Here is a 21,674-nt window from a genome sequence, read left to right as displayed (position 1 = left end):
ACAACTGCAGGATTTTGTTCTGTTTTTCATCTTCCGCCCCTTGCTCCACTTTTCTCTTGCCAATAAAAAACCCCCGGACCTGACGGTGCGGGGGTTCTCTTGCGATTCCGGCTTGTTTGCTAAGCCTTTCTTCGTCCAAGTGCAGCCCCGCACGGTGGGATAATAATCACCACCACGCTAATCACGACTAGGCTAATCACTTGGGCAAAGGCTTTCATAATGGGTTTGTTCACTGTGCTCATTCAGAACTAATGCTTACAGAGGTACCACAGCCGCGCGCGACATGACAACACTTTTTTTGCGTTATTATTCGGCGCAATCTGGTCATACCTCATGCGGATCGCCCGGATTTCATACGTTGGCGCGCATGCCCGGATTTTTCACCGCGCCGGTGATGGCCTTGCCGCGCGTATCCTTGCCGAAGAACACCAACAGGGCGATCGCTACCGCTACCGTGCCGGCGACGATCGCCATCGCCAGGCCGTAATTATGCCCATGATGCTCGGCGATGCTGGCTTGCAACGTGGCGTTGACCGAGGCGATCAGGTTGCCCAGCTGATACACGAACCCCGGCAGCACCGCGCGGGTGTTGGCCGGCACCAGCTCGGTCAGGTAGGTCGGCACTACGCCCCAGGCGCCTTGCACCATGAACTGCATCAGGAAAGCGCCGAGCCCCAACATCAGCGAACCGCTGGAAAACGCCCACAGCGGGATCACCGGCAACGCCAGCAGCGCGGCAATGATGATCGCTTTTTTCCGGCCGATTTTTTCCGACAACGAACCGAAGAATACGCCACCGATAATTGATGCGATATTGTAGCTAATGGCAATGATACTGACGGTTTTAGGATCGAAACCGTGCTGAACTTTCAGAAACACCGGATACAGATCCTGGGTGCCGTGGGAGAAGAAATTGAACGCCGCCATCAGCAACACCAGATAGCAGCACAGCTTCCAGTGGCTCTTCAGCACCGGCAGCAAGGCGGTGCTCTCTTTACGCTCACGTGCCGCCAGCCACACCGGCGACTCGTGCACGCAATAATAAATAAACGGCAGCAGCAGGATCGGTGCCGCGCCGATGACGAACATGCCGCGCCAGCCGACCGTTTCGAACAGCAGGCCATAGGCCACCGCCGCCAGCAAATAACCGAACGGATAACCGGCCTGGAAAATGCCCGACATCAGCCCGCGCGAGCGGTCCGGTATGGTTTCCATCGCCAATGACGACGCCACGCCCCAGATACCGCCCATCGCAACGCCGTACAGCACCCGCAACAGCAAAAAGACCGTCAGCGAAGGTGCAGCGGCGGAAAGCAGTTCAAACACCGAGAAGAAGACGATATTCAGCATCAGGATCGGCTTGCGGCCATATTTTTCCGCCGCTCGCCCAAAGATCAGCGCGCCTATTGGCCGCACCGCCAGCGTGAGAAGAATGGCCAACGTGACCTGCTCCAGGCCGACGTGAAAGGATTGTGCGATATCGCTGAGCAAGAATACCAGCACGAAAAAATCGAAAGCGTCGAGCGTCCAGCTTGAAAAGCTGGCGATTGCCGCGTTGCGTTGCAGCGAGGTCCAACCAAACATAGTGTTATCCCTACCGTAGAGTACGAAGTCAGGAGATTTAGCGGCTGCCGGGCGGAATGCGGCGGCGGTCGGAGTGTGTCAAAGAAGTGATTTTTCTTTTAATCAATTGTTAAATACACCCATTAAGCCTATGGGTGCAATGCGTCTGGGCCGCTAATGTGTTGCAGCCTTCAGCGAATTGTTAATGGGTATTGCCGCAGGCTGCGAGGCAGCTCGCACAATCTTATTCGCTTCGATGAAAATCGGTGATTAGGCTGCGAACATCATGGAAAAATTACCAATAACGCCGCGCGCCGCCAGGATGAATCGCGCATCATGTCGCCTTCAGCAAGGAGAGCAATATGTCACTGGCGGTAATCTATAGCCGCGCCATCATCGGCGTTCAGGCCCCTTCCGTCACGGTAGAGGTGCATATCAGCAATGGCCTGCCCGGCCTGACGTTGGTCGGTCTGCCGGAAACCACGGTGAAAGAAGCGCGCGATCGGGTGCGCAGCGCCCTGATCAACAACGGTTTCACCTTCCCCGCACGGCGCATCACCGTCAATTTGGCGCCCGCCGATCTGCCGAAAGAAGGCGGGCGTTACGATCTGCCGATAGCGTTGGCTATCCTCGCCGCCTCCGAGCAACTGCCCCTCGCCCCCCTGGCGCGCTACGAGTTTCTCGGCGAGCTGGCGCTGTCCGGCTCACTGCGCGCGGTCAAGGGCGCTATCCCGGCGGCGCTGGCGGCGGCCGAGGCCGGGCGACAACTGATCCTCTCAACGGATAACGCCGCCGAGGTCGGCCTGATCGCACAGTCGCACTCCCATACCGCCCGACACCTGTTGGAAGTCTGCGCCTTTCTGCTTGGCCAGGGCGAACTGCCGGTGGCGACCACACCTCCCGCTGCGGACAACGTCTGCGAAAGCGCCGACCTGCGCGACATCATCGGCCAGGAACAGGCCAAACGGGCACTGGAGATCGCCGCCGCCGGCGGGCATAACCTGCTGTTGATCGGGCCGCCTGGCACCGGTAAAACCATGCTGGCCAGCCGTCTCACGGGCTTGCTGCCGCCGCTCGCGGAGCATGAAGCGCTGGAAAGCCTGGCGGTCGCCAGCTTGCAGCATCATGTTCCCACCGCTTTGCTATCGCGCCTGCGGCCGTTTCGCGCGCCGCATCACAGCGCCTCGATGGCGGCATTGGTCGGCGGCGGCTCACTGCCGCGCCCGGGCGAGATTTCTATGGCGCATAACGGCGTGCTGTTTCTGGATGAGCTGCCTGAATTCGAGCGTAAAGTACTGGATGCGCTGCGTGAACCGCTGGAATCCGGCGAGATCGTGATTTCACGCGCCAACGCCAAGGTCTGCTTCCCTTCAAGGGTACAATTGATCGCAGCGATGAACCCCAGCCCGACCGGGCATTACCACGGGTTGCACAATCGCGCCTCACCGCAGCAGGTGCTGCGTTATCTGGCTCGGCTGTCGGGGCCTTTTCTCGACCGTTTCGATCTGTCTATCGAGGTGCCGCTGCTGCCGCCGGGTACGCTCAGTCAGCGGCAAAGGCATGGAGAAAGCAGCGAGCAGGTGAGAGAAAGAGTGTTACTGGCGCGCGCCCGGCAGCTCGAACGCGCCGGCAAAATCAACGCGCTGTTGAGCAACCGCGAAGTGGAACGGGATTGCGTTTTGCAGGCGGCGGACGCCGAGTTTTTGGAGACGACATTGAACGCGCTGGGGCTATCGGTCCGCGCCTGGCAGCGCATCTTGAAGGTTGCACGCACGCTGGCGGATTTGGCGGGAGATGCTGAGCTCAACAGGCGCCACCTCAGCGAAGCGCTGGGCTATCGCAGTATGGATCGTCTGCTGTTACAGCTGCATCGGAGTCTGGAATAGAAAATGGGGCCCGCAGGCCCCATCGTCTTTAGTCGTCGCTGTCGCTGTAATCTTCTACTGCGTCAGCCTGCGGTTTACCGCCGGACAGAGTATGGAATTTCTTCGGGCGACGTGTGCGCGCCAGATATTTAGCCCATACTTTTTCCTGCTCGGTAGCCGCTTCGCGCTCACCGCGGCACACTGCGACGAACAGCTGTTCTTCTTCAGTGGCCGGCTGACGTTTACCTGAGTCCAACTCGTTAAACGCGTAGCCGAAGCGCTCTAGCAATTGCGCCTCTTTAATGGTGAAATCGCCGTGACGGGAGAACCCGCGAGGGTAATGTTTATTATCAAAAAAACGATTGGTCGTGGTGAAGCTATCCGCCATCTGACACGCTCCTAATTCTCTTATGGCCGTGCTGTTTATGGCGCGGAGTATTAGATAGGCTTGACAGCGTGTAAAACAAAACATTTAAATCTTAACGACAAATTTTTTTGGAGATAGGTGTGGATACCGAATTACTGAAAACCTTTTTGGAGGTCAGTAGAACGCGTCACTTTGGCAGAGCCGCAGAATCTTTGTACTTAACGCAGTCCGCGGTCAGTTTCCGCATCCGTCAGCTAGAAAACCAGTTGGGCGCAAATTTATTTACCCGTCATCGCAATAATATCCGCCTGACACCAGCTGGTGAGCGGCTTCTGCCCTATGCAGAGAGCCTGATGAACACCTGGCAGCTGGCGAAGAAAGAGGTCGTGCGTTCGCTGCAACACACCGAGTTATCGATCGGCGCGACCGCCTCGCTGTGGGAGGCCTATCTGACCCCGTGGCTACAGGCGCTCTATCAACAGCGCGAGGCGCTGCAGCTCGAAGCCAGGGTGGCATTAAGGCACTCTTTGGTAAAACAACTGCATGAAAGGCAGCTCGATTTACTGATCACCACAGAACCGCCGAAGATGGATGAATTGGCCAGCCAGCAGCTAAGCAATTTCTCTTTACGCCTGTTCTCATCCGCACATCGCGACAAGCAGGCCCCGATGCCCTACATCAAGCTGGAATGGGGGGCCGACTTCCACCAACAGGAAAACCGCATGTTGGAAGGCGATAACGTGCCGGTACTCACCACCACCTCCGCTCATCTCACGCGCCAGCTGCTGGAAACCACAGGCGGCTGCGCCTTCCTGCCCAGCCAATGGGAAAAAGAGTACCCGCAATTGGTTGCCGCCGCCGAGATCCCGCCGATTATTCGCCCACTGTATGCCGTCTGGTTGCAAAACAGCGATCAACAGCCTTTGATTCGACAATTACTTAAAATACCTTTAAATACCGCAGCCTAACACGTTATGGCGGCCTTAAATGCCGCCATCGTGGTCGTGGCTGTCTATTGAGTTAAAATGCGGCTATCGCCTTCTGAGAGAAGAAAACGCAAAACGGTACGACACTCAAGGGGGTTAAGGGGGGATTGGAAATACATGCGGCAACCGGGAGCGGGCAAACTTCGCCCTATGGCGTCTAATGCGCTCTTTTCCGCAGCCGTAATACTCTAAGACAGAGAACAGTAGGCAAAAAAAAACCCTTTGCTTTCGCAAAGGGTTCTTAATATGGCAGGGGCGGAGAGACTCGAACTCGCGACACCCGGTTTTGGAGACCGGTGCTCTACCAACTGAGCTACGCCCCTAAATCTCGCTTAACATTATGCCTGCTAAGAAAGCAGGCATAATTAAATAAGTGGCGGAACGGACGGGGCTCGAACCCGCGACCCCCTGCGTGACAGGCAGGTATTCTAACCAACTGAACTACCGCTCCACCGATTCTTTTACGTTGCATCTGTCGATGCCGGCAAATCGCGCTCTGCGATTTGCGCATTACCAGCCGTCACGCTGATAACGTTTATTTGATGCCTGGCAGTGTCCTACTCTCGCATGGGGAGACCCCACACTACCATCGGCGCTACGGCGTTTCACTTCTGAGTTCGGCATGGGGTCAGGTGGGACCACCGCGCTATTGCCGCCAGGCAAATTCGTTTTAATCAACCCGCTTCATCGCTGAAGCCAGTTAATCCAATCTGTAAACAAGCTGAATATTGTCTTGGTCTCACCAAAACACCTTCGGTGTTGTAAGGTTAAGCCTCACGGATCATTAGTACTGGTTAGCTCAATGCATCGCTGCACTTACACACCCAGCCTATCAACGTCTTAGTCTTAAACGTTCCTTCAGGGACCTTAAAGGCCCAGGGAAGACTCATCTTGAGGCAAGTTTCGCGCTTAGATGCTTTCAGCGCTTATCTTTTCCGCACTTAGCTACCGGGCAATGCCATTGGCATGACAACCCGAACACCAGTGGTGCGTTCACTCCGGTCCTCTCGTACTAGGAGCAACCCCTCTCAATCTTCCAACGCCCACGGCAGATAGGGACCGAACTGTCTCACGACGTTCTAAACCCAGCTCGCGTACCACTTTAAATGGCGAACAGCCATACCCTTGGGACCTACTTCAGCCCCAGGATGTGATGAGCCGACATCGAGGTGCCAAACACCGCCGTCGATATGAACTCTTGGGCGGTATCAGCCTGTTATCCCCGGAGTACCTTTTATCCGTTGAGCGATGGCCCTTCCATTCAGAACCACCGGATCACTAAGACCTACTTTCGTACCTGCTCGAGCCGTCACTCTCGCAGTCAAGCTAGCTTATGCCTTTGCACTAACCTCACGATGTCCGACCGTGATTAGCTAACCTTCGTGCTCCTCCGTTACTCTTTGGGAGGAGACCGCCCCAGTCAAACTACCCACCAGACACTGTCCTCACCCCGGATCACGGGGCAGAGTTAGAACATCAAACATTAAAGGGTGGTATTTCAAGGATGGCTCCACGCAGACTGGCGTCCACGCTTCAAAGCCTCCCACCTATCCTACACATCAAGGCTCAATGTTCAGTGTCAAGCTATAGTAAAGGTTCACGGGGTCTTTCCGTCTTGCCGCGGGTACACTGCATCTTCACAGCGAGTTCAATTTCACTGAGTCTCGGGTGGAGACAGCCTGGCCATCATTACGCCATTCGTGCAGGTCGGAACTTACCCGACAAGGAATTTCGCTACCTTAGGACCGTTATAGTTACGGCCGCCGTTTACTGGGGCTTCGATCAAGAGCTTCGCCTTGCGGCTGACCCCATCAATTAACCTTCCAGCACCGGGCAGGCGTCACACCGTATACGTCCACTTTCGTGTTTGCACAGTGCTGTGTTTTTATTAAACAGTTGCAGCCAGCTGGTATCTTCGACTGGCTTCAGCTCCATCCGCAAGGGACTTCACCTACATGCCAGCGTGCCTTCTCCCGAAGTTACGGCACCATTTTGCCTAGTTCCTTCACCCGAGTTCTCTCAAGCGCCTTGGTATTCTCTACCTGACCACCTGTGTCGGTTTGGGGTACGATTTAATGTTACCTGGAGCTTAGAGGATTTTCCTGGAAGCAGGGCATCAACTACTTCTGCACCGTAGTGCATCGTCATCACGCCTCAGGGTTAGTATGCAACCGGATTTACCAGGTCACACCCCCTACACGCTTAAACCGGGACAACCGTCGCCCGGCTAGCCTAGCCTTCTCCGTCCCCCCTTCGCAGTAACACCAAGTACAGGAATATTAACCTGTTTCCCATCGACTACGCTTTTCAGCCTCGCCTTAGGGGTCGACTCACCCTGCCCCGATTAACGTTGGACAGGAACCCTTGGTCTTCCGGCGAGCGGGCTTTTCACCCGCTTTATCGTTACTTATGTCAGCATTCGCACTTCTGATACCTCCAGCAACCCTCACAGGCCACCTTCAACGGCTTACAGAACGCTCCCCTACCCAACAACGCATAAGCGTCGCTGCCGCAGCTTCGGTGCATGGTTTAGCCCCGTTACATCTTCCGCGCAGGCCGACTCGACCAGTGAGCTATTACGCTTTCTTTAAATGATGGCTGCTTCTAAGCCAACATCCTGGCTGTCTATGCCTTCCCACATCGTTTCCCACTTAACCATGACTTTGGGACCTTAGCTGGCGGTCTGGGTTGTTTCCCTCTTCACGACGGACGTTAGCACCCGCCGTGTGTCTCCCGTGATAACATTCTTCGGTATTCGGAGTTTGCATCGGTTTGGTAAGCCGGGATGGCCCCCTAGCCGAAACAGTGCTCTACCCCCGAAGATGAGTTCACGAGGCGCTACCTAAATAGCTTTCGGGGAGAACCAGCTATCTCCCGGTTTGATTGGCCTTTCACCCCCAGCCACAAGTCATCCGCTAATTTTTCAACATTAGTCGGTTCGGTCCTCCAGTTAGTGTTACCCAACCTTCAACCTGCCCATGGCTAGATCACCGGGTTTCGGGTCTATACCTTGCAACTAATCGCCCAGTTAAGACTCGGTTTCCCTACGGCTCCCCTATACGGTTAACCTTGCTACAAAATATAAGTCGCTGACCCATTATACAAAAGGTACGCAGTCACACCACGAAGGTGCTCCCACTGCTTGTACGTACACGGTTTCAGGTTCTATTTCACTCCCCTCGCCGGGGTTCTTTTCGCCTTTCCCTCACGGTACTGGTTCACTATCGGTCAGTCAGGAGTATTTAGCCTTGGAGGATGGTCCCCCCATATTCAGACAGGATGTCACGTGTCCCGCCCTACTCATCGAACTCACGACCTGTGCATTTTAGTGTACGGGGCTATCACCCTTTACTGCGCGACTTTCCAGACGCTTCCACTAACACACAAGCCGATTCAGGTTCTGGGCTCCTCCCCGTTCGCTCGCCGCTACTGGGGGAATCTCGGTTGATTTCTTTTCCTCGGGGTACTTAGATGTTTCAGTTCCCCCGGTTCGCCTCATGCCACTATGTATTCATGACATGATAGTGTGTCGAAACACACTGGGTTTCCCCATTCGGGTATCGCCGGTTATAACGGTTCATATCACCTTACCGACGCTTTTCGCAGATTAGCACGCCCTTCATCGCCTCTGACTGCCTAGGCATCCACCGTGTACGCTTAGTCACTTAACCTCACAACCCGAAGATGTTTCCATCGTTCGCGCTGCAAACATTTGAGAGACTCTATGACAGGTTACTCTTCATCCCAGTACATCTACGGAGGGACAAATTTCAGCCGTCATGTTTCAATTTTCAGCTTGTTCCAGATTGTTAAAGAGCAATATCTTAAACATGACTCGGAAGTCATCTTTAAGATATGGTGTATCGTCAGATACTTGAGACCGCCGCTTTCACCGGGTGGGTCGGAAGCTTGGCGTCCCCTAGGGGATTCGAACCCCTGTTACCGCCGTGAAAGGGCGGTGTCCTAGGCCTCTAGACGAAGGGGACACGACACCGTACTTTTATGACGCTTTTGCTCGTTACTTTTTCATCAGACAATCTGTGTGAGCACGCCACTCGAACTAATATCTTTAGGTAAGGAGGTGATCCAACCGCAGGTTCCCCTACGGTTACCTTGTTACGACTTCACCCCAGTCATGAATCACAAAGTGGTAAGCGCCCTCCCGAAGGTTAAGCTACCTACTTCTTTTGCAACCCACTCCCATGGTGTGACGGGCGGTGTGTACAAGGCCCGGGAACGTATTCACCGTAGCATTCTGATCTACGATTACTAGCGATTCCGACTTCATGGAGTCGAGTTGCAGACTCCAATCCGGACTACGACGTACTTTATGAGGTCCGCTTGCTCTCGCGAGGTCGCTTCTCTTTGTATACGCCATTGTAGCACGTGTGTAGCCCTACTCGTAAGGGCCATGATGACTTGACGTCATCCCCACCTTCCTCCAGTTTATCACTGGCAGTCTCCTTTGAGTTCCCGGCCGAACCGCTGGCAACAAAGGATAAGGGTTGCGCTCGTTGCGGGACTTAACCCAACATTTCACAACACGAGCTGACGACAGCCATGCAGCACCTGTCTCAGAGTTCCCGAAGGCACCAATCCATCTCTGGAAAGTTCTCTGGATGTCAAGAGTAGGTAAGGTTCTTCGCGTTGCATCGAATTAAACCACATGCTCCACCGCTTGTGCGGGCCCCCGTCAATTCATTTGAGTTTTAACCTTGCGGCCGTACTCCCCAGGCGGTCGATTTAACGCGTTAGCTCCGGAAGCCACGCCTCAAGGGCACAACCTCCAAATCGACATCGTTTACAGCGTGGACTACCAGGGTATCTAATCCTGTTTGCTCCCCACGCTTTCGCACCTGAGCGTCAGTCTTCGTCCAGGGGGCCGCCTTCGCCACCGGTATTCCTCCAGATCTCTACGCATTTCACCGCTACACCTGGAATTCTACCCCCCTCTACGAGACTCTAGCTTGCCAGTTTCAAATGCAGTTCCCAGGTTGAGCCCGGGGATTTCACATCTGACTTAACAAACCGCCTGCGTGCGCTTTACGCCCAGTAATTCCGATTAACGCTTGCACCCTCCGTATTACCGCGGCTGCTGGCACGGAGTTAGCCGGTGCTTCTTCTGCGAGTAACGTCAATTGATGAACGTATTAAGCTCACCACCTTCCTCCTCGCTGAAAGTGCTTTACAACCCGAAGGCCTTCTTCACACACGCGGCATGGCTGCATCAGGCTTGCGCCCATTGTGCAATATTCCCCACTGCTGCCTCCCGTAGGAGTCTGGACCGTGTCTCAGTTCCAGTGTGGCTGGTCATCCTCTCAGACCAGCTAGGGATCGTCGCCTAGGTGAGCCATTACCCCACCTACTAGCTAATCCCATCTGGGCACATCTGATGGCAAGAGGCCCGAAGGTCCCCCTCTTTGGTCTTGCGACGTTATGCGGTATTAGCTACCGTTTCCAGTAGTTATCCCCCTCCATCAGGCAGTTTCCCAGACATTACTCACCCGTCCGCCGCTCGTCACCCAGGGAGCAAGCTCCCCTGTGCTACCGCTCGACTTGCATGTGTTAAGCCTGCCGCCAGCGTTCAATCTGAGCCATGATCAAACTCTTCAATTAAAAGCTTGATTTGCTTCCACTCGAGAAGCGATGCTCAAAGATTTACTGCATGAATTTTACTTCAGTTAGTCACTCTTCAAGACTTGATATTTTTTTGCATCCGAAGATGCTGGATATCGTCTTGTGGAGTGCCCACACAGATTGTCTGATAAATTGTTAAAGAGCAGTGCCGAGAAACTTCATCGGCGCGGGCTGCGTATATTACGCTTTTCGCCCGGAGAGTCAAGCGTTTATTTCGCTTTCTTCTCGCTGACCCGGCGGCTTGCCAGTCGTTGTTCCCGGTCAGTGGAGGCGCATTATAGGGAGTTCTCGGCGGGCCGCAACCCCTAATTTCAATATTTTTTCCGACCGTTGAATGTTTGACCAAAACGCCGTTAAAGCGGCAGTTTTTTCAACGATTTAAAGCCGTAGCCCTGCAAAACGGGCAATAAAGCGTCAGTATCTTCATTTAACGCCATGCAATACGCCAGATTCTCTTCCTGGCTCGAAACCAGATTTTCCTGCGTCGAGATGAGCCAGGCGGTACGGCGGGCTATCGCCGCACCGGAATCCACCAGCCGGGTGCCTTCCGGCAACACCTGCATCAGCTCTTCCGCTAACAGAGGGAAATGGGTGCAGCCCAGCACGACGGTATCCGGCGGCTCACGCATGCTCAGCCACGGATGCAGGATCTTCTTCAGCACCGGCAGCGGCACGGCTTCGCCGTGCAGCTTGGCTTCTGCCAGCTCCACCAGCTCCGAAGAACCCAGCAGTTCAATCTTGCAGTCGGTGGCAAAACGGGAAATCAGTTCGTGGGTGTAGCTGCGCTGTACGGTGCCGCGGGTCGCCAACAGGCCGACAATGCCGTTAACGGTAAGACGGGCGGCCGGTTTGATGGCGGGCACCACGCCCACGACCGGGAAGCTGAAACGCTCGCGCAGGGCCGGCAAGGAAACAGTGCTGGCGGTGTTGCAGGCAATGACGACAATCGCCAGAGGATGACGCTGCTGCACCGCGCCAACTATCTCCAGCACGCGCTCAACGATAAACTCTTCGGACTTCTCGCCGTAGGGGAACGCCACGTTGTCGAAAGCGTATATATAGTGGAGATCCGGCAGCAACTGCCGAATCTCCTGATATACCGACAACCCGCCGACGCCGGAATCGAAAACCAGCACCGTCGGGCGAGGTGTGGCGGTGCTGTTAGAAGGTATAGCTTCCAGTGAGGTAGTATTCTCTTCCTGGAGTAGCGTAGCCATAGGCCGTCTCATAATCTTTATCAAACAGGTTGGCAATTCTACCACGAACTGTCAGATGAGATGTGACCGGATACGAAACTGCGAGATCCCACAGGCTCACGCCGCCGAGTTTAACCGTCGGGCTTGGATAAACGCCATAATCCTTGTCATAGCGCTCACCCAGGTATTGATAGGTCACCGCCCAGTCAAAGTCGTACAGCTGCCAATCCAGCTCATACTTCACCTGTTGTTTCGCGCGGCGCAGCAGCACTTCATTGGTTTTAGCATTGCGCGGGTCGACATAATCGTAACCAATCTGATGCGTCAACGGACCGGTTTCAAAAGAAGCGGTGGCCTCTACACCCTTAATGGCCGCCTTACCGATATTGTAATAACGGTAACTCACCGGATCGCTGTCAATCAGGTTATCGATGTCATTGCGGTAGCCGGAAACGCGCCAGGTCACCGGCCCGGTCAAACCTTCGAAGCCGCCTTCCCACTGTTTGCTTTCTTCCGGCTTCAAGTTGCTGTTGCCATAAGTGGTACTAAACAGCTGGTTCATGTTTGGCGCTTTAAACGCGGTGCCATAGGAAGCGATGAAACGGTATCCTTCGATGAACTCCCAGGCTGCGCTGGTTTGCCACGTGCCGTGCCAACCGAACTCAGAGTTATCGTCGCCGCGCGCTGCGGCCTCAAGCGTCACCGGCCCCACCAGTTGCTGCCCGGTCAGATAGATGCCGGTATTGCGCTGGCTTCTCTCGCGGCTGACGGACGCGGTGCCCGGTTTGATCTGTTGATCCTGCCAGTCGGCGCCCGCACTGACGGTGCCTTGAGCCACCTTGAAAGTATTGCCCCACTGCAGATTGTATTGCTCTGAATCATCCAGGCTGGAGGAAATCGCATACTGCCCTTTGCGCGGATCGTAATTGTAGTCTTTGCTGTGGCTGTAGCTTCCCACTAACTGCGTGGCGTAAATTCCTTCCTGATAGCGCAACCCGGTGTCCCAGGTTTGACTATACAGTTTGCGCGTATCCGGCAGACCGGTGATATTGAAATTTTTATCGTAAGAATAGAAGCCGTCGTAGCCCGTACGGTTGTCGTAGCCATATCCACGCACAAAGCCGCTGATTTGCTCGTTGAACCGGTGCTGTACCGCCCCGTATAGCGATTTGCTCATGAAGCCATCGCGATCGGGCTGCGGAATGCTGGTGTTGCCTTCAGCCACCACATCATACCCTTTGGTATAGGTGTAGTTCCCCGCCACCGTCGCCACGGTGCTGTCGCCCAGCAGCTGTTGCGTCGACGCATCATAGGACTGATAGCCGTTGGAGCCAACGCCGGCAGCCAGCGTAGTGCCGTTCTTTTCGCGGGTAGTAATAATGTTGACCACGCCGCCGATGGCGTCGGAACCGTACACCGCAGAGCGCGGACCGCGAATGTATTCGACTTTCTGCACCAGCGAAATCGGGATTTGGCTGAGGTCGGAAGAGCCGCTGACGCCCGCCTGATTAAGGCGGATGCCGTCGATCAATACCAAGACATGGCTGGAATTGGTGCCGCGAATGAATAGTGAACTCTTTTGCCCCAACCCACCATTTTGGCCGATGTCCACCCCCGGCAAGCGGCGCATCACGTCGGTCAGGCTCTTGGCCTGCCAGCGATCGATATCGTTGCGGGTGACGACGGAGGTCGGCGCCAATACGGAAGAAATCGGCTGCGGGAAGCGGTTGGCGGTCACCACCAGGTTATCGCCATTCGTGGCCGTGGTGTTGTCTTGCGCCCATCCAGAAAAAGCCGTGACGGAGGAGACCACCGCCAGCAGCGTGTTTTTTGTAATTGTCATGAGAAAAGCATCCAAACTTAATTGGCGGATGCCGCAGGATCATGGCCGGTAGTTCGCGACGGCCACGGACATTGCGACGTAACACCGGCAGGTCTTCGGGCTTGGGATTTGCGGGCCGCGGGGCGCGACCGGCAACGGGCGATGACTTCCCATCCTGCAGTGGACAGTGTCTGCGTCGAAACGCTATCGCCGTGACTTCCCCTTACCGCTGCGCGTCAGCTCCGGATTCACACCGGATTCCCTTTTCACTCGCTGCTTGAGGCCGGACGGCAATGCTACGATCAATGAAAATAGATGTCTAGACTGCTACTAATGTTACAAATAATAAACGCGACAAAACTGGACTTCACGGGCTGATTCCCTACAATCCCCGCTGATCAAATTTGCCTGACGAGAAGACACACATGACGCCCGAGAATTTGCCTATTGAACGTTACGATGACCAACTGGCGGAGAAAGTCGCCCGTCTGAAGACGTTGATGTCACCGTTCGCGGCGCCCGAGCCGGAAGTGTTCCGCTCGCCAGTCGACCACTACCGCATGCGCGCCGAGTTCCGCATCTGGCACGACGCGGAAGACATGTATCACATCATGTTCGATCAGCAGACCAAGCAGCGTATTCGCGTCGATAGGTTCCCGGCCGCCAGCGAACTGATCAACCGTCTGATGAGCGCCCTGATCGCCGCGCTGAAACCGGAGCCGATCCTGCGCCACAAACTGTTCCAGATAGATTATCTGTCGACGCAAAGCGGCAAAATCATCGCCTCGCTGCTGTACCACCGCAAGCTGGATGAGGTTTGGCAACGGCGCGCCGAACAGCTGCGCGACGATCTGCGCGCTCAAGGGTTCGATCTGCAGCTGATCGGTCGGGCGTCGAAAACCAAAATCATGCTCGACCAGGATTATGTTGACGAAGTGCTGCCGGTTGCCGGCCGCGACATGATCTACCGTCAGGTGGAAAACAGTTTCACTCAGCCCAACGCGGCCATGAACGTGCAGATGCTGGAATGGGCGCTGGCGGTCACCGCCGGTTCCAAAGGCGATTTGCTGGAGCTGTATTGCGGCAACGGCAACTTCTCGCTGGCACTGGCGCGCAACTTCGAGCGCGTACTGGCGACCGAGATCGCCAAGCCGTCGGTGGCGGCGGCGCAATACAACATCGCCGCCAACCATATCGACAACGTGCAAATCATCCGCATGGCGGCAGAAGACTTCACTCAGGCCATGAACGGAGTGCGCGAATTCAACCGGTTGAAAGGCATCGATCTGAGCGGCTACAACTGCGAGACGATTTTCGTCGATCCGCCGCGCAGTGGGCTGGACGATGAAACGGTGAAGATGGTGCAGGCTTACCCGCGCATTTTGTATATCTCATGCAACCCGGAAACGCTGTGCGCCAACCTGGAAACGCTGCAGACTACCCACCGAGTCAGCCGCCTGGCGCTGTTCGATCAGTTCCCGTATACCCATCACATGGAATGCGGCGTGTTGCTGGAAAAGCACCGCTGATACGACAGGGGCGCCACATGGCGCCCCGTTTCATTACGACTCTTGAGTCGGCGCATCCAGCGCCTTGCGCGCCTTCAGCTTGACCCCGATCCACAACACCAGCGCCACGCAGAGAACCGACGGCAGGAAGTTGGAGCCGATCTGCGGGTATTCGGCGCGCACGATGGCGCTGTACAGCAGCAGCCCCAGCAGGAAACAGGCCGCCGCCAGCTTCGGCATGCCGTCCGGCATGGCGCGGTTCAGGTAGCGCTGATGCAGACAGTACACGGCCAGCACCAACGCAAGCAGCGGGAAGATCGAAAACGGCACCACCGAGCTGAACAGCGCGGCAAACGAACCGTTGATCGAAAGGCCGGCAATCAACGCCAGCAGTAAGGTGCCATTTTCACGGCCTGGTTTTTCCATCATTTTTTACCTTTTTTATACGTGGGACACAGAAGCTTTTTCTTGTTCGCGACGATACCAGTAATACGCCCCTTTGGAGATCATCCGCAGTTGCAGCACCAGCCGTTCTTCCAGCTGCAGCCGCTGCTCGGCGTCGATATCCAGCGCTTCCGCACCGGCGCTGAACACGATGGTGACCATCGCTTCCGCCTGCGCTTCGGTGAAGCTGCGCGGCATGTGGTTTTCCAACTCGAGGTAGTCCGCCAGTTCGGCGATGAAATGCTGGATCTCGCGTGCCACCGCCGCACGGAATGCCGCCGACGTGCCGGAACGTTCGCGCAGCAGCAGGCGGAAGGCGTTCGGGTTGTTGCCGATAAATTCCATAAAGGTGGACACCGAGGTGCGGATCACGCTGCCGCCCTTGGCGATGCGTTGGCGCGCCTGGCGCATCAACTGGCGCAGCATCAGGCCGCTTTCGTCCACCATGGTCAGCCCCAGCTCATCCACATCGCGGAAATGGCGGTAAAACGAGGTGGGCGCGATACCCGCCTCACGTGAAACTTCCCGCAGGCTCAGGCTGGCGAAACTGCGTTCGGCGCTCAGCTGGCTGAAAGCGGCTTCGATCAGGGAACGACGAGTCCGTTCTTTTTGTTGTGCTCTGACGCCCATATGCATATCCAGATAGGTTCCATTCTCTCAGTCTAACGCCCTAGACCCGGCAATATAGCAAATTTTATTGCAACAGCATTTATACTAACGCGCTCTATCACACTTCCGCCCTGAGCCGATTGTGCTTTGACTCAAAAAGCCTAATGGTGATTGGGTGAGCAGCGCTATGATGTTAAGATACCGTTGTAATCTTGTATAAAAAAACAGGTCTCTCCTACATGCAACAGCACTATCAATTTGATGCCATAGTGATTGGCTCGGGCCCTGGTGGTGAAGGTGCCGCCATGGGGCTGGTGAAACAGGGCGCCCGCGTGGCCGTTATCGAACGGTACAACAACGTAGGCGGCGGATGTACCCATTGGGGCACCATCCCTTCCAAAGCCCTCCGCCACGCCGTCAGCCGCATTATCGAATTCAACCAGAACCCGCTTTACAACAATTCGCGCACGCTTAGCGCGACCTTCCCTGACATTTTACGCCACGCCGATAACGTCATCAGCCAGCAGACCCGCATGCGCCAAGGGTTCTATGAGCGGAACCAGTGCAAGCTGTTCGCCGGCGACGCGCGCTTCATCGACGCCAACACCGTCAGCGTCAGCTACATGGACGGCACCCAGGACACCATCCGCGCCGACCACATCGTGATCGCCTGCGGCTCGCGCCCTTACCACCCGGCCAGCGTCGATTTCAATCACCCGCGCATCTACGACAGCGATTCCATCCTCGAACTGAGCCATGAACCGCGCCACGTGATCATTTACGGCGCCGGGGTGATCGGTTGCGAATACGCGTCTATCTTCCGCGGTCTGAACGTCAAGGTCGATCTGATCAACACCCGCGATCGCCTGCTGGCGTTCCTCGATCAGGAGATGTCGGATTCGCTCTCTTACCACTTCTGGAACAACGGCGTGGTGATCCGCCACAACGAAGAGTTCGAGAAGATCGAAGGCACCGAAGATGGCGTGATCGTGCACCTGAAGTCCGGCAAGAAGGTGAAAGCGGACTGCCTGCTGTACGCCAACGGCCGCACCGGCAACACCGATTCGCTGGGGTTGGAGAACGTCGGCCTGGAGTCGGACAGCCGCGGGTTGCTGAAGGTGAACAGCATGTACCAAACCGCGCTGTCGCACATCTATGCGGTCGGTGACGTGATCGGCTATCCGAGCCTGGCTTCCGCCGCCTACGATCAGGGCCGCATCGCCGCGCAGGCGATCGCGTCCGGCGAAGCCAGCGGTCACCTTATCGAAGATATCCCGACCGGCATCTACACCATTCCGGAAATCAGCTCCGTCGGCAAAACCGAGCAGGAACTGACGGCGATGAAGGTGCCGTATGAAGTGGGCCGCGCCCAGTTCAAGCATCTGGCGCGCGCGCAGATCGCCGGGATGAACGTCGGCAGCCTGAAGATCCTGTTCCATCGCGACACCCTGCAGATCCTCGGGATCCACTGCTTCGGCGAGCGTGCGGCGGAGATCATCCACATCGGCCAGGCGATCATGGAACAGAAAGGTGAAGGCAATACTATCGAGTATTTCGTTAATACGACCTTCAACTATCCGACCATGGCCGAAGCCTACCGGGTGGCGGCGCTGAACGGCTTAAACCGCCTGTTTTAACGCGCTGTCGATGTAGCCCTGCATGTGCTCGCGGATCGCCTCGGCCAACTGCTCATAACGGCTGCGCAGTGGGGAACCGGGGCGGTACACCAGCGCGATGGTGCGCTTCGGCTCAGGCTTGTAGCAATCCAGATAGCAGACGCCGTCGCGTTCGCGCTGCGGCGGCACCGCCAGTGACGGCAGCAGGGTAATGCCGCTGCCGGCCGCGACCATGTTACGCAGCGTTTCCAGACTGGTGGCGCGGAAGTGGGTATCTTCGTCCGCGCCCGCCTGGAAGCAGAAACCCATCGCCTGATCGCGCAGGCAGTGGCCATCTTCCAGCATCAGCAGTTTCTCACCCGCCAAATCCGGCATCGCTACGCGCTCACGCTGCGCCCAAGGGTGATCGGAATACACCGCCAGCTTCATCGGTTCATCGAACAGAGGCACTTCGATAAACGCCTCGGTCTCCTTCACCAGCGCCAGAATGGCGCAGTCCAGTTTGCCGCTGTCGAGCTGCGCCAGCAGTTGATGGGTTTGCGCTTCGTGCAGATACATTTCCAGCTTCGGGAAAGTTTTGTGCAGCGTCGGGATGATCTGCGGCAGCAGATAAGGCCCCACGGTCGGGATCAGGCCGATGTGCAGCGGCCCGGACATGGCTTCGCCCTGTTGGCTGGCCATCTCCTTCAACACTTTCACTTCGCGCAGCACAGTACGCGCCTGCTCCACCAGCAACAGGCCCGCCTGGGTGAACAGCACCTTGCGGCTGGTGCGTTCGAGCAGCATGACGCCCAACTCGTCTTCCAGCTTGCGGATCTGCCCGCTGAGCGTCGGCTGGCTCACATGGCATGAATCGGCCGCGCGGCGGAAGTGCCGGTGCTCGGCCAAGGCGACCAGATACTCTAAATCACGAATGTTCATTGTTTCCCTCCAATCCATGATAGCTCATGGCGATAGATAAGATAGCAATGAGCGATTAGATCTATCAAGCCCCAACGACAATAATGTGTCCCAACGAAGCGATATTGCGCTAAATACCAAAAATTACTTTTCCTAATTAAGGGGTTAATCAATGTTTACCAGTCAAGAAGGCAAGAAAGTTCCGCAGGTTACTTTCCACACCCGTCAGGGCGACCAATGGATTGATGTGACCACTGATGACCTGTTCAAAAACAAAACCGTTATCGTATTCTCGCTGCCGGGCGCGTTCACGCCGACCTGCTCTTCGAGCCATCTGCCGCGCTACAACGAGCTGTCCAGCGTATTCAAACAGCACGGCGTCGACGGCATTCTGTGCGTCTCGGTGAACGACACCTTCGTGATGAACGCCTGGAAAGCCGACCAACATGCAGAAAACATCACCTTCGTGCCGGACGGCAACGGTGAATTCACCAAGGGCATGAACATGCTGGTCGAGAAAGCGGATCTGGGCTTTGGCCCGCGTTCATGGCGTTACTCGATGCTGGTGCGCGACGGCGTGGTCGAGAAAATGTTCGTCGAACCGAACAAGCCGGGTGACCCGTTTGAAGTGTCCGACGCCGATACCATGCTGAAATACCTGGCACCGGAATTCAAAGTGCAGGAATCGGTCTCCCTGTTCACCAAACCGGGCTGCCCGTTCTGCGCCAAAGCCAAGCAGATGCTGCAAGAGCGCGGCATTCAGTATGAAGAGATCGTACTGGGCAAAGACGCCACCACCGTCAGCCTGCGCGCCGTCAGCGGCCGCGCCACGGTGCCGCAGGTGTTCATCGGCGGCCGTCACATCGGCGGCAGCGACGATCTGGAAACTTTCCTGTCAGCTTAATAAGTAATAACAAAGCCAACGTGAACTTTGGCGGGCTACGGCCCGCCCTTTTTTTACCTTTCAGGAGCGGATATGAAACTGTTGAACGTTGATGTCGCGGTCATCGGCGGCGGCACCGCAGGGCTCGGCGCCTATCGCGCGGCCAAACTGTCTACCCCCAGCGTGGTGATGATCGAAGGCGGGCCTTACGGCACCACCTGTGCGCGCGTTGGCTGCATGCCATCCAAGTTATTGATAGCCGCCGCCGAAGCGGTGCATCAAATCGAACGTGCGCCTGGTTTTGGCGTGCATCCAACCGGCAAGACGCGCATCGACGGGCGCGAGGTGATGGATCGCGTCAAGCGCGAACGCGATCGCTTCGTCGGCTTCGTGCTGGAAGGCGTGGACGAGATCCCGGCCGCCGACAAAATTCAGGGCTATGCCCGCTTTATCGACGACAACACGCTGCAGGTCGATGACCATACACGCATCGTGGCACAGCGCATCGTGATCGCCACCGGTTCTCGTCCCAGCTGGCCGGCGCCGTGGAACGAGCTGGGCGACCGCCTGGTCGTCAACGACGATCTGTTCAATTGGGATGATTTGCCGCAGTCCGTAGCGGTATTCGGCCCCGGCGTCATTGGGCTGGAACTGGGGCAAGCGCTGCACCGCCTCGGCGTCGACACCAAGGTCTTTGGCATCGGTGGCGCCGTCGGGCCGCTGACCGACAGCGCCGTGCGCGACTACGCCGCCAAAGCGCTGGGGGACGAGTTCTATCTCGATGCCGACGTGAAGGTAGAGATGATGCAGCGCGAGGGCGATAAAGTATTTATCCGCTATCAAGATCTGCAGGGCCAACCGCAAGAGATCCTGGTGGACTACGTGCTGGCCGCTACCGGCCGCCGCCCCAATGTCGATCGGCTGGGCCTCGAGAACACCGGCCTGCAGCTCGACGCCCGAGGCGTGCCGCTGGCCGACCGCCTGACGATGCAAACCAGCGTGCCGCATATCTTCATCGCCGGCGACGCCAGCAATCAGCTGCCGCTGCTGCATGAAGCCAGCGATCAGGCGCGTATCGCCGGCGCCAACGCCGGCAGTTTCCCGGAGATCAATCCGGGCCTGCGCCGCAGCGCGATTTCGGTGGTATTTTCCGATCCGCAGATCGCCATGGTCGGCTCAACCTTCCGCGAGCTGAGCGAGAAGTTTAGCGCCTGCGGCTGCTTTGAAGTGGGCAAAGTCTCGTTTGAGAATCAGGGGCGCTCACGGGTGATGCTGCGCAACAAGGGCATTCTGCACGTTTACGGCGAGCAAGGCACCGGCCGTTTCCTCGGCGCGGAAATGATCGGCCCGGACGCCGAGCACATCGCGCACCTGTTGGCCTGGGCGCACCAGCAGCAAATGACCGTCGATCAGATGCTGGACATGCCGTTCTATCATCCGGTGATCGAAGAAGGCTTGCGCACCGCGCTGCGCGACCTGCAGGCGAAGCTCAAACTCGGCGCGACCGAAATCGAGCGCTGCCAGCGCTGTCCGGGCGAATAACCTCTCATTCGCCGTTCATACTCACCGGGCCTTCAGGCCCGGTTTTTTGCGCAGCACTTTCCACATTTTCCTCCCTCCTCTTGCCTCACGGCCCTTCTGCGCTCATTTTTTATGCTGCGACATTGAAATGATACCAATAATGATACTAAAATGGAGGCAGCATGAACGAGATCAGGGATGACATCGCTGATTTGCAACAGCGGCAGAACAGCATCAAATTCGCCGAGTTAGCGAAAATCTGCGTGCGATGGTTTGGGCCGCCGCGCATAAACGGTAGCAGCCATCACGTTTATCGCATGCCCTGGCCAGGCGATCCGCGCATCAATATCCAACGCGGCAACAACGGCGCAGCCAAGGCATATCAGGTTAAGCAGGTCATCGCCGCACTGGCCAGAATGGAGGAAGAACATGGAAAAGCATGAACACTATACCTATCGCATCACCTGGTCAGCGGAAGATCGTGAATATGTCGGGCTATGCGCCGAATTCCCCTCGCTGTCCTGGCTGGCCGCCACGCGTACCGGCGCACTGGAGGGTATCGAAAAAGTCGTGAGTGAAACGATCGCCGATATGCTGGCGCAAGGCGAAACGCCGCCGCAGGCGCTGGCGGAAAAGAACTTCAGCGGAAAACTGGTGTTGCGCATGACGCCGGAACAGCACCGCAGGCTGGCGATCGGCGCGATGGAGGAAGGCGTGAGTCTGAACCGTTATCTGTGCGCCCGCCTGGCGGGGTAAA

Annotated in this window: 16 protein-coding genes, 3 tRNA genes, 3 rRNA genes and 1 riboswitch; of the genes, 8 read left to right on the top strand and 14 right to left on the bottom strand. The window is 56.5% G+C overall.

Going from position 1 to position 21,674, the window contains the following annotated elements; all coding sequences use genetic code 11:
• Nucleotides 1–119: 119 nt before the first annotated feature.
• On the bottom strand, nucleotides 120–218 hold the full coding sequence (gene ilvL, locus AAIE04_RS08940; RefSeq protein ID WP_013814970.1) for an ilv operon leader peptide: 99 nt from the start codon (nucleotides 216–218) through the stop codon (nucleotides 120–122).
• A gap of 133 nt (nucleotides 219–351) precedes the next feature.
• Nucleotides 352–1,584: an MFS transporter gene (locus AAIE04_RS08935; protein WP_019455270.1), complete on the bottom strand. Its 1,233-nt coding sequence runs from the start codon at nucleotides 1,582–1,584 to the stop codon at nucleotides 352–354.
• 341 nt (nucleotides 1,585–1,925) lie between these two features.
• Here AAIE04_RS08935 and AAIE04_RS08930 point away from each other — a divergent pair, with 341 nt between their 5' ends.
• The gene (locus AAIE04_RS08930) at nucleotides 1,926–3,449 is read left to right on the top strand and encodes a YifB family Mg chelatase-like AAA ATPase (protein WP_498576806.1); all 1,524 of its coding nucleotides are present in this window, start codon (nucleotides 1,926–1,928) and stop codon (nucleotides 3,447–3,449) included.
• 28 nt (nucleotides 3,450–3,477) lie between these two features.
• Here AAIE04_RS08930 and AAIE04_RS08925 read toward each other — a convergent pair whose 3' ends face one another.
• On the bottom strand, nucleotides 3,478–3,816 hold the full coding sequence (locus AAIE04_RS08925; protein WP_019455272.1) for a MaoP family protein: 339 nt from the start codon (nucleotides 3,814–3,816) through the stop codon (nucleotides 3,478–3,480).
• A gap of 119 nt (nucleotides 3,817–3,935) precedes the next feature.
• Here AAIE04_RS08925 and hdfR point away from each other — a divergent pair, with 119 nt between their 5' ends.
• Complete coding sequence (hdfR, locus tag AAIE04_RS08920; protein ID WP_025159876.1) at nucleotides 3,936–4,763, top strand: HTH-type transcriptional regulator HdfR; 828 nt, start codon at nucleotides 3,936–3,938, stop codon at nucleotides 4,761–4,763.
• Nucleotides 4,764–5,028: 265 nt separating this feature from the next.
• On the opposite strand, the gene AAIE04_RS08915 is transcribed toward hdfR, so the two are convergent.
• The 8 genes from AAIE04_RS08915 to btuB all read right to left on the bottom strand — a co-directional run bounded on the left by AAIE04_RS08915 (nucleotide 5,029) and on the right by btuB (nucleotide 13,457).
• A tRNA-Trp gene (locus tag AAIE04_RS08915) sits at nucleotides 5,029–5,104 on the bottom strand.
• A 51-nt stretch (nucleotides 5,105–5,155) separates the two neighbouring features.
• Nucleotides 5,156–5,232 (bottom strand) — tRNA-Asp (locus AAIE04_RS08910).
• A gap of 93 nt (nucleotides 5,233–5,325) precedes the next feature.
• Nucleotides 5,326–5,441 (bottom strand): 5S ribosomal RNA (gene rrf / locus AAIE04_RS08905).
• 103 nt (nucleotides 5,442–5,544) lie between these two features.
• Nucleotides 5,545–8,452, bottom strand: a 23S ribosomal RNA gene (locus tag AAIE04_RS08900).
• A gap of 239 nt (nucleotides 8,453–8,691) precedes the next feature.
• A tRNA-Glu gene (locus AAIE04_RS08895) sits at nucleotides 8,692–8,767 on the bottom strand.
• A gap of 88 nt (nucleotides 8,768–8,855) precedes the next feature.
• Nucleotides 8,856–10,397, bottom strand: a 16S ribosomal RNA gene (locus AAIE04_RS08890).
• The 16S, 23S and 5S rRNA genes sit together here with 3 tRNA genes alongside, the layout of an rRNA operon.
• A gap of 374 nt (nucleotides 10,398–10,771) precedes the next feature.
• On the bottom strand, nucleotides 10,772–11,635 hold the full coding sequence (gene murI, locus AAIE04_RS08885) for a glutamate racemase (RefSeq protein WP_025921004.1): 864 nt from the start codon (nucleotides 11,633–11,635) through the stop codon (nucleotides 10,772–10,774).
• Entirely contained in the window at nucleotides 11,580–13,457 is a 1,878-nt protein-coding gene (gene btuB, locus AAIE04_RS08880; RefSeq protein WP_498576805.1) for a TonB-dependent vitamin B12 receptor BtuB, read from the bottom strand. Before btuB ends, murI begins: the two co-directional genes overlap by 56 nt.
• 69 nt (nucleotides 13,458–13,526) lie before the next feature.
• Nucleotides 13,527–13,746, bottom strand: a riboswitch (cobalamin riboswitch).
• Nucleotides 13,747–13,861: 115 nt separating this feature from the next.
• Here btuB and trmA point away from each other — a divergent pair.
• Nucleotides 13,862–14,965, top strand: coding sequence for a tRNA (uridine(54)-C5)-methyltransferase TrmA (trmA, locus tag AAIE04_RS08875; RefSeq protein WP_063918335.1), 1,104 nt, complete (start codon nucleotides 13,862–13,864; stop codon nucleotides 14,963–14,965).
• A 33-nt stretch (nucleotides 14,966–14,998) separates the two neighbouring features.
• On the opposite strand, the gene AAIE04_RS08870 is transcribed toward trmA, so the two are convergent.
• Both AAIE04_RS08870 and fabR read right to left on the bottom strand, forming a co-directional pair.
• Nucleotides 14,999–15,370: a YijD family membrane protein gene (locus AAIE04_RS08870; RefSeq protein WP_019452254.1), complete on the bottom strand. Its 372-nt coding sequence runs from the start codon at nucleotides 15,368–15,370 to the stop codon at nucleotides 14,999–15,001.
• A gap of 15 nt (nucleotides 15,371–15,385) precedes the next feature.
• Nucleotides 15,386–16,018, bottom strand: a complete 633-nt coding sequence (gene fabR / locus AAIE04_RS08865) for an HTH-type transcriptional repressor FabR (RefSeq protein ID WP_019452253.1) — start codon at nucleotides 16,016–16,018, stop codon at nucleotides 15,386–15,388.
• A 218-nt stretch (nucleotides 16,019–16,236) separates the two neighbouring features.
• Between fabR and sthA the strand changes: the two genes are divergently transcribed.
• Nucleotides 16,237–17,634 carry a Si-specific NAD(P)(+) transhydrogenase gene (sthA, locus tag AAIE04_RS08860; protein ID WP_004931047.1) on the top strand — a complete coding sequence of 466 codons (1,398 nt, stop codon included), beginning with the start codon at nucleotides 16,237–16,239 and terminating at the stop codon, nucleotides 17,632–17,634.
• Here sthA and oxyR read toward each other — a convergent pair.
• Nucleotides 17,617–18,534 (bottom strand): DNA-binding transcriptional regulator OxyR, encoded by a 918-nt coding sequence (gene oxyR / locus AAIE04_RS08855; RefSeq protein ID WP_015379402.1) that lies wholly within the window; start codon nucleotides 18,532–18,534, stop codon nucleotides 17,617–17,619. The two genes, sthA and oxyR, sit on opposite strands and share 18 nt — an antisense overlap.
• Nucleotides 18,535–18,685: 151 nt before the next feature.
• Between oxyR and AAIE04_RS08850 the strand changes: the two genes are divergently transcribed.
• From AAIE04_RS08850 to AAIE04_RS08835, 4 genes are all read left to right on the top strand, one after another.
• Nucleotides 18,686–19,417 (top strand): glutathione peroxidase, encoded by a 732-nt coding sequence (locus AAIE04_RS08850; RefSeq protein WP_019452251.1) that lies wholly within the window; start codon nucleotides 18,686–18,688, stop codon nucleotides 19,415–19,417.
• A gap of 72 nt (nucleotides 19,418–19,489) precedes the next feature.
• Nucleotides 19,490–20,938, top strand: a complete 1,449-nt coding sequence (locus AAIE04_RS08845; RefSeq protein ID WP_154747634.1) for a dihydrolipoyl dehydrogenase — start codon at nucleotides 19,490–19,492, stop codon at nucleotides 20,936–20,938.
• 161 nt (nucleotides 20,939–21,099) lie between these two features.
• Nucleotides 21,100–21,360, top strand: a complete 261-nt coding sequence (locus AAIE04_RS08840; RefSeq protein WP_033652203.1) for a toxin HicA — start codon at nucleotides 21,100–21,102, stop codon at nucleotides 21,358–21,360.
• Nucleotides 21,347–21,673, top strand: coding sequence for a type II toxin-antitoxin system HicB family antitoxin (locus AAIE04_RS08835; RefSeq protein ID WP_019452249.1), 327 nt, complete (start codon nucleotides 21,347–21,349; stop codon nucleotides 21,671–21,673). Before AAIE04_RS08840 ends, AAIE04_RS08835 begins: the two co-directional genes overlap by 14 nt.
• Nucleotide 21,674: the final 1 nt, after the last annotated feature.

The organism is Serratia sp. Ae19-1 (assembly GCF_059801225.1).
This window is presented reverse-complemented; position numbering and strand designations above follow the sequence as displayed.

Excerpts from the sequence above, each read along its gene's own strand:
- btuB (WP_498576805.1), bottom strand. The coding sequence starts at position 13,457 with ATGACAATTACAAAAAACACGCTGCTGGCGGTGGTCTCCTCCGTCACG.
- AAIE04_RS08870 (WP_019452254.1), bottom strand. The coding sequence starts at position 15,370 with ATGGAAAAACCAGGCCGTGAAAATGGCACCTTACTGCTGGCGTTGATT.
- AAIE04_RS08845 (WP_154747634.1), top strand. The coding sequence starts at position 19,490 with ATGAAACTGTTGAACGTTGATGTCGCGGTCATCGGCGGCGGCACCGCA.
- oxyR (WP_015379402.1), bottom strand. The coding sequence starts at position 18,534 with ATGAACATTCGTGATTTAGAGTATCTGGTCGCCTTGGCCGAGCACCGG.
- AAIE04_RS08850 (WP_019452251.1), top strand. The coding sequence starts at position 18,686 with ATGTTTACCAGTCAAGAAGGCAAGAAAGTTCCGCAGGTTACTTTCCAC.
- AAIE04_RS08935 (WP_019455270.1), bottom strand. The coding sequence starts at position 1,584 with ATGTTTGGTTGGACCTCGCTGCAACGCAACGCGGCAATCGCCAGCTTT.
- AAIE04_RS08835 (WP_019452249.1), top strand. The coding sequence starts at position 21,347 with ATGGAAAAGCATGAACACTATACCTATCGCATCACCTGGTCAGCGGAA.
- AAIE04_RS08930 (WP_498576806.1), top strand. The coding sequence starts at position 1,926 with ATGTCACTGGCGGTAATCTATAGCCGCGCCATCATCGGCGTTCAGGCC.
- AAIE04_RS08925 (WP_019455272.1), bottom strand. The coding sequence starts at position 3,816 with ATGGCGGATAGCTTCACCACGACCAATCGTTTTTTTGATAATAAACAT.
- trmA (WP_063918335.1), top strand. The coding sequence starts at position 13,862 with ATGACGCCCGAGAATTTGCCTATTGAACGTTACGATGACCAACTGGCG.
- sthA (WP_004931047.1), top strand. The coding sequence starts at position 16,237 with ATGCAACAGCACTATCAATTTGATGCCATAGTGATTGGCTCGGGCCCT.
- AAIE04_RS08840 (WP_033652203.1), top strand. The coding sequence starts at position 21,100 with ATGAACGAGATCAGGGATGACATCGCTGATTTGCAACAGCGGCAGAAC.
- fabR (WP_019452253.1), bottom strand. The coding sequence starts at position 16,018 with ATGGGCGTCAGAGCACAACAAAAAGAACGGACTCGTCGTTCCCTGATC.
- murI (WP_025921004.1), bottom strand. The coding sequence starts at position 11,635 with ATGGCTACGCTACTCCAGGAAGAGAATACTACCTCACTGGAAGCTATA.
- ilvL (WP_013814970.1), bottom strand. The coding sequence starts at position 218 with ATGAAAGCCTTTGCCCAAGTGATTAGCCTAGTCGTGATTAGCGTGGTG.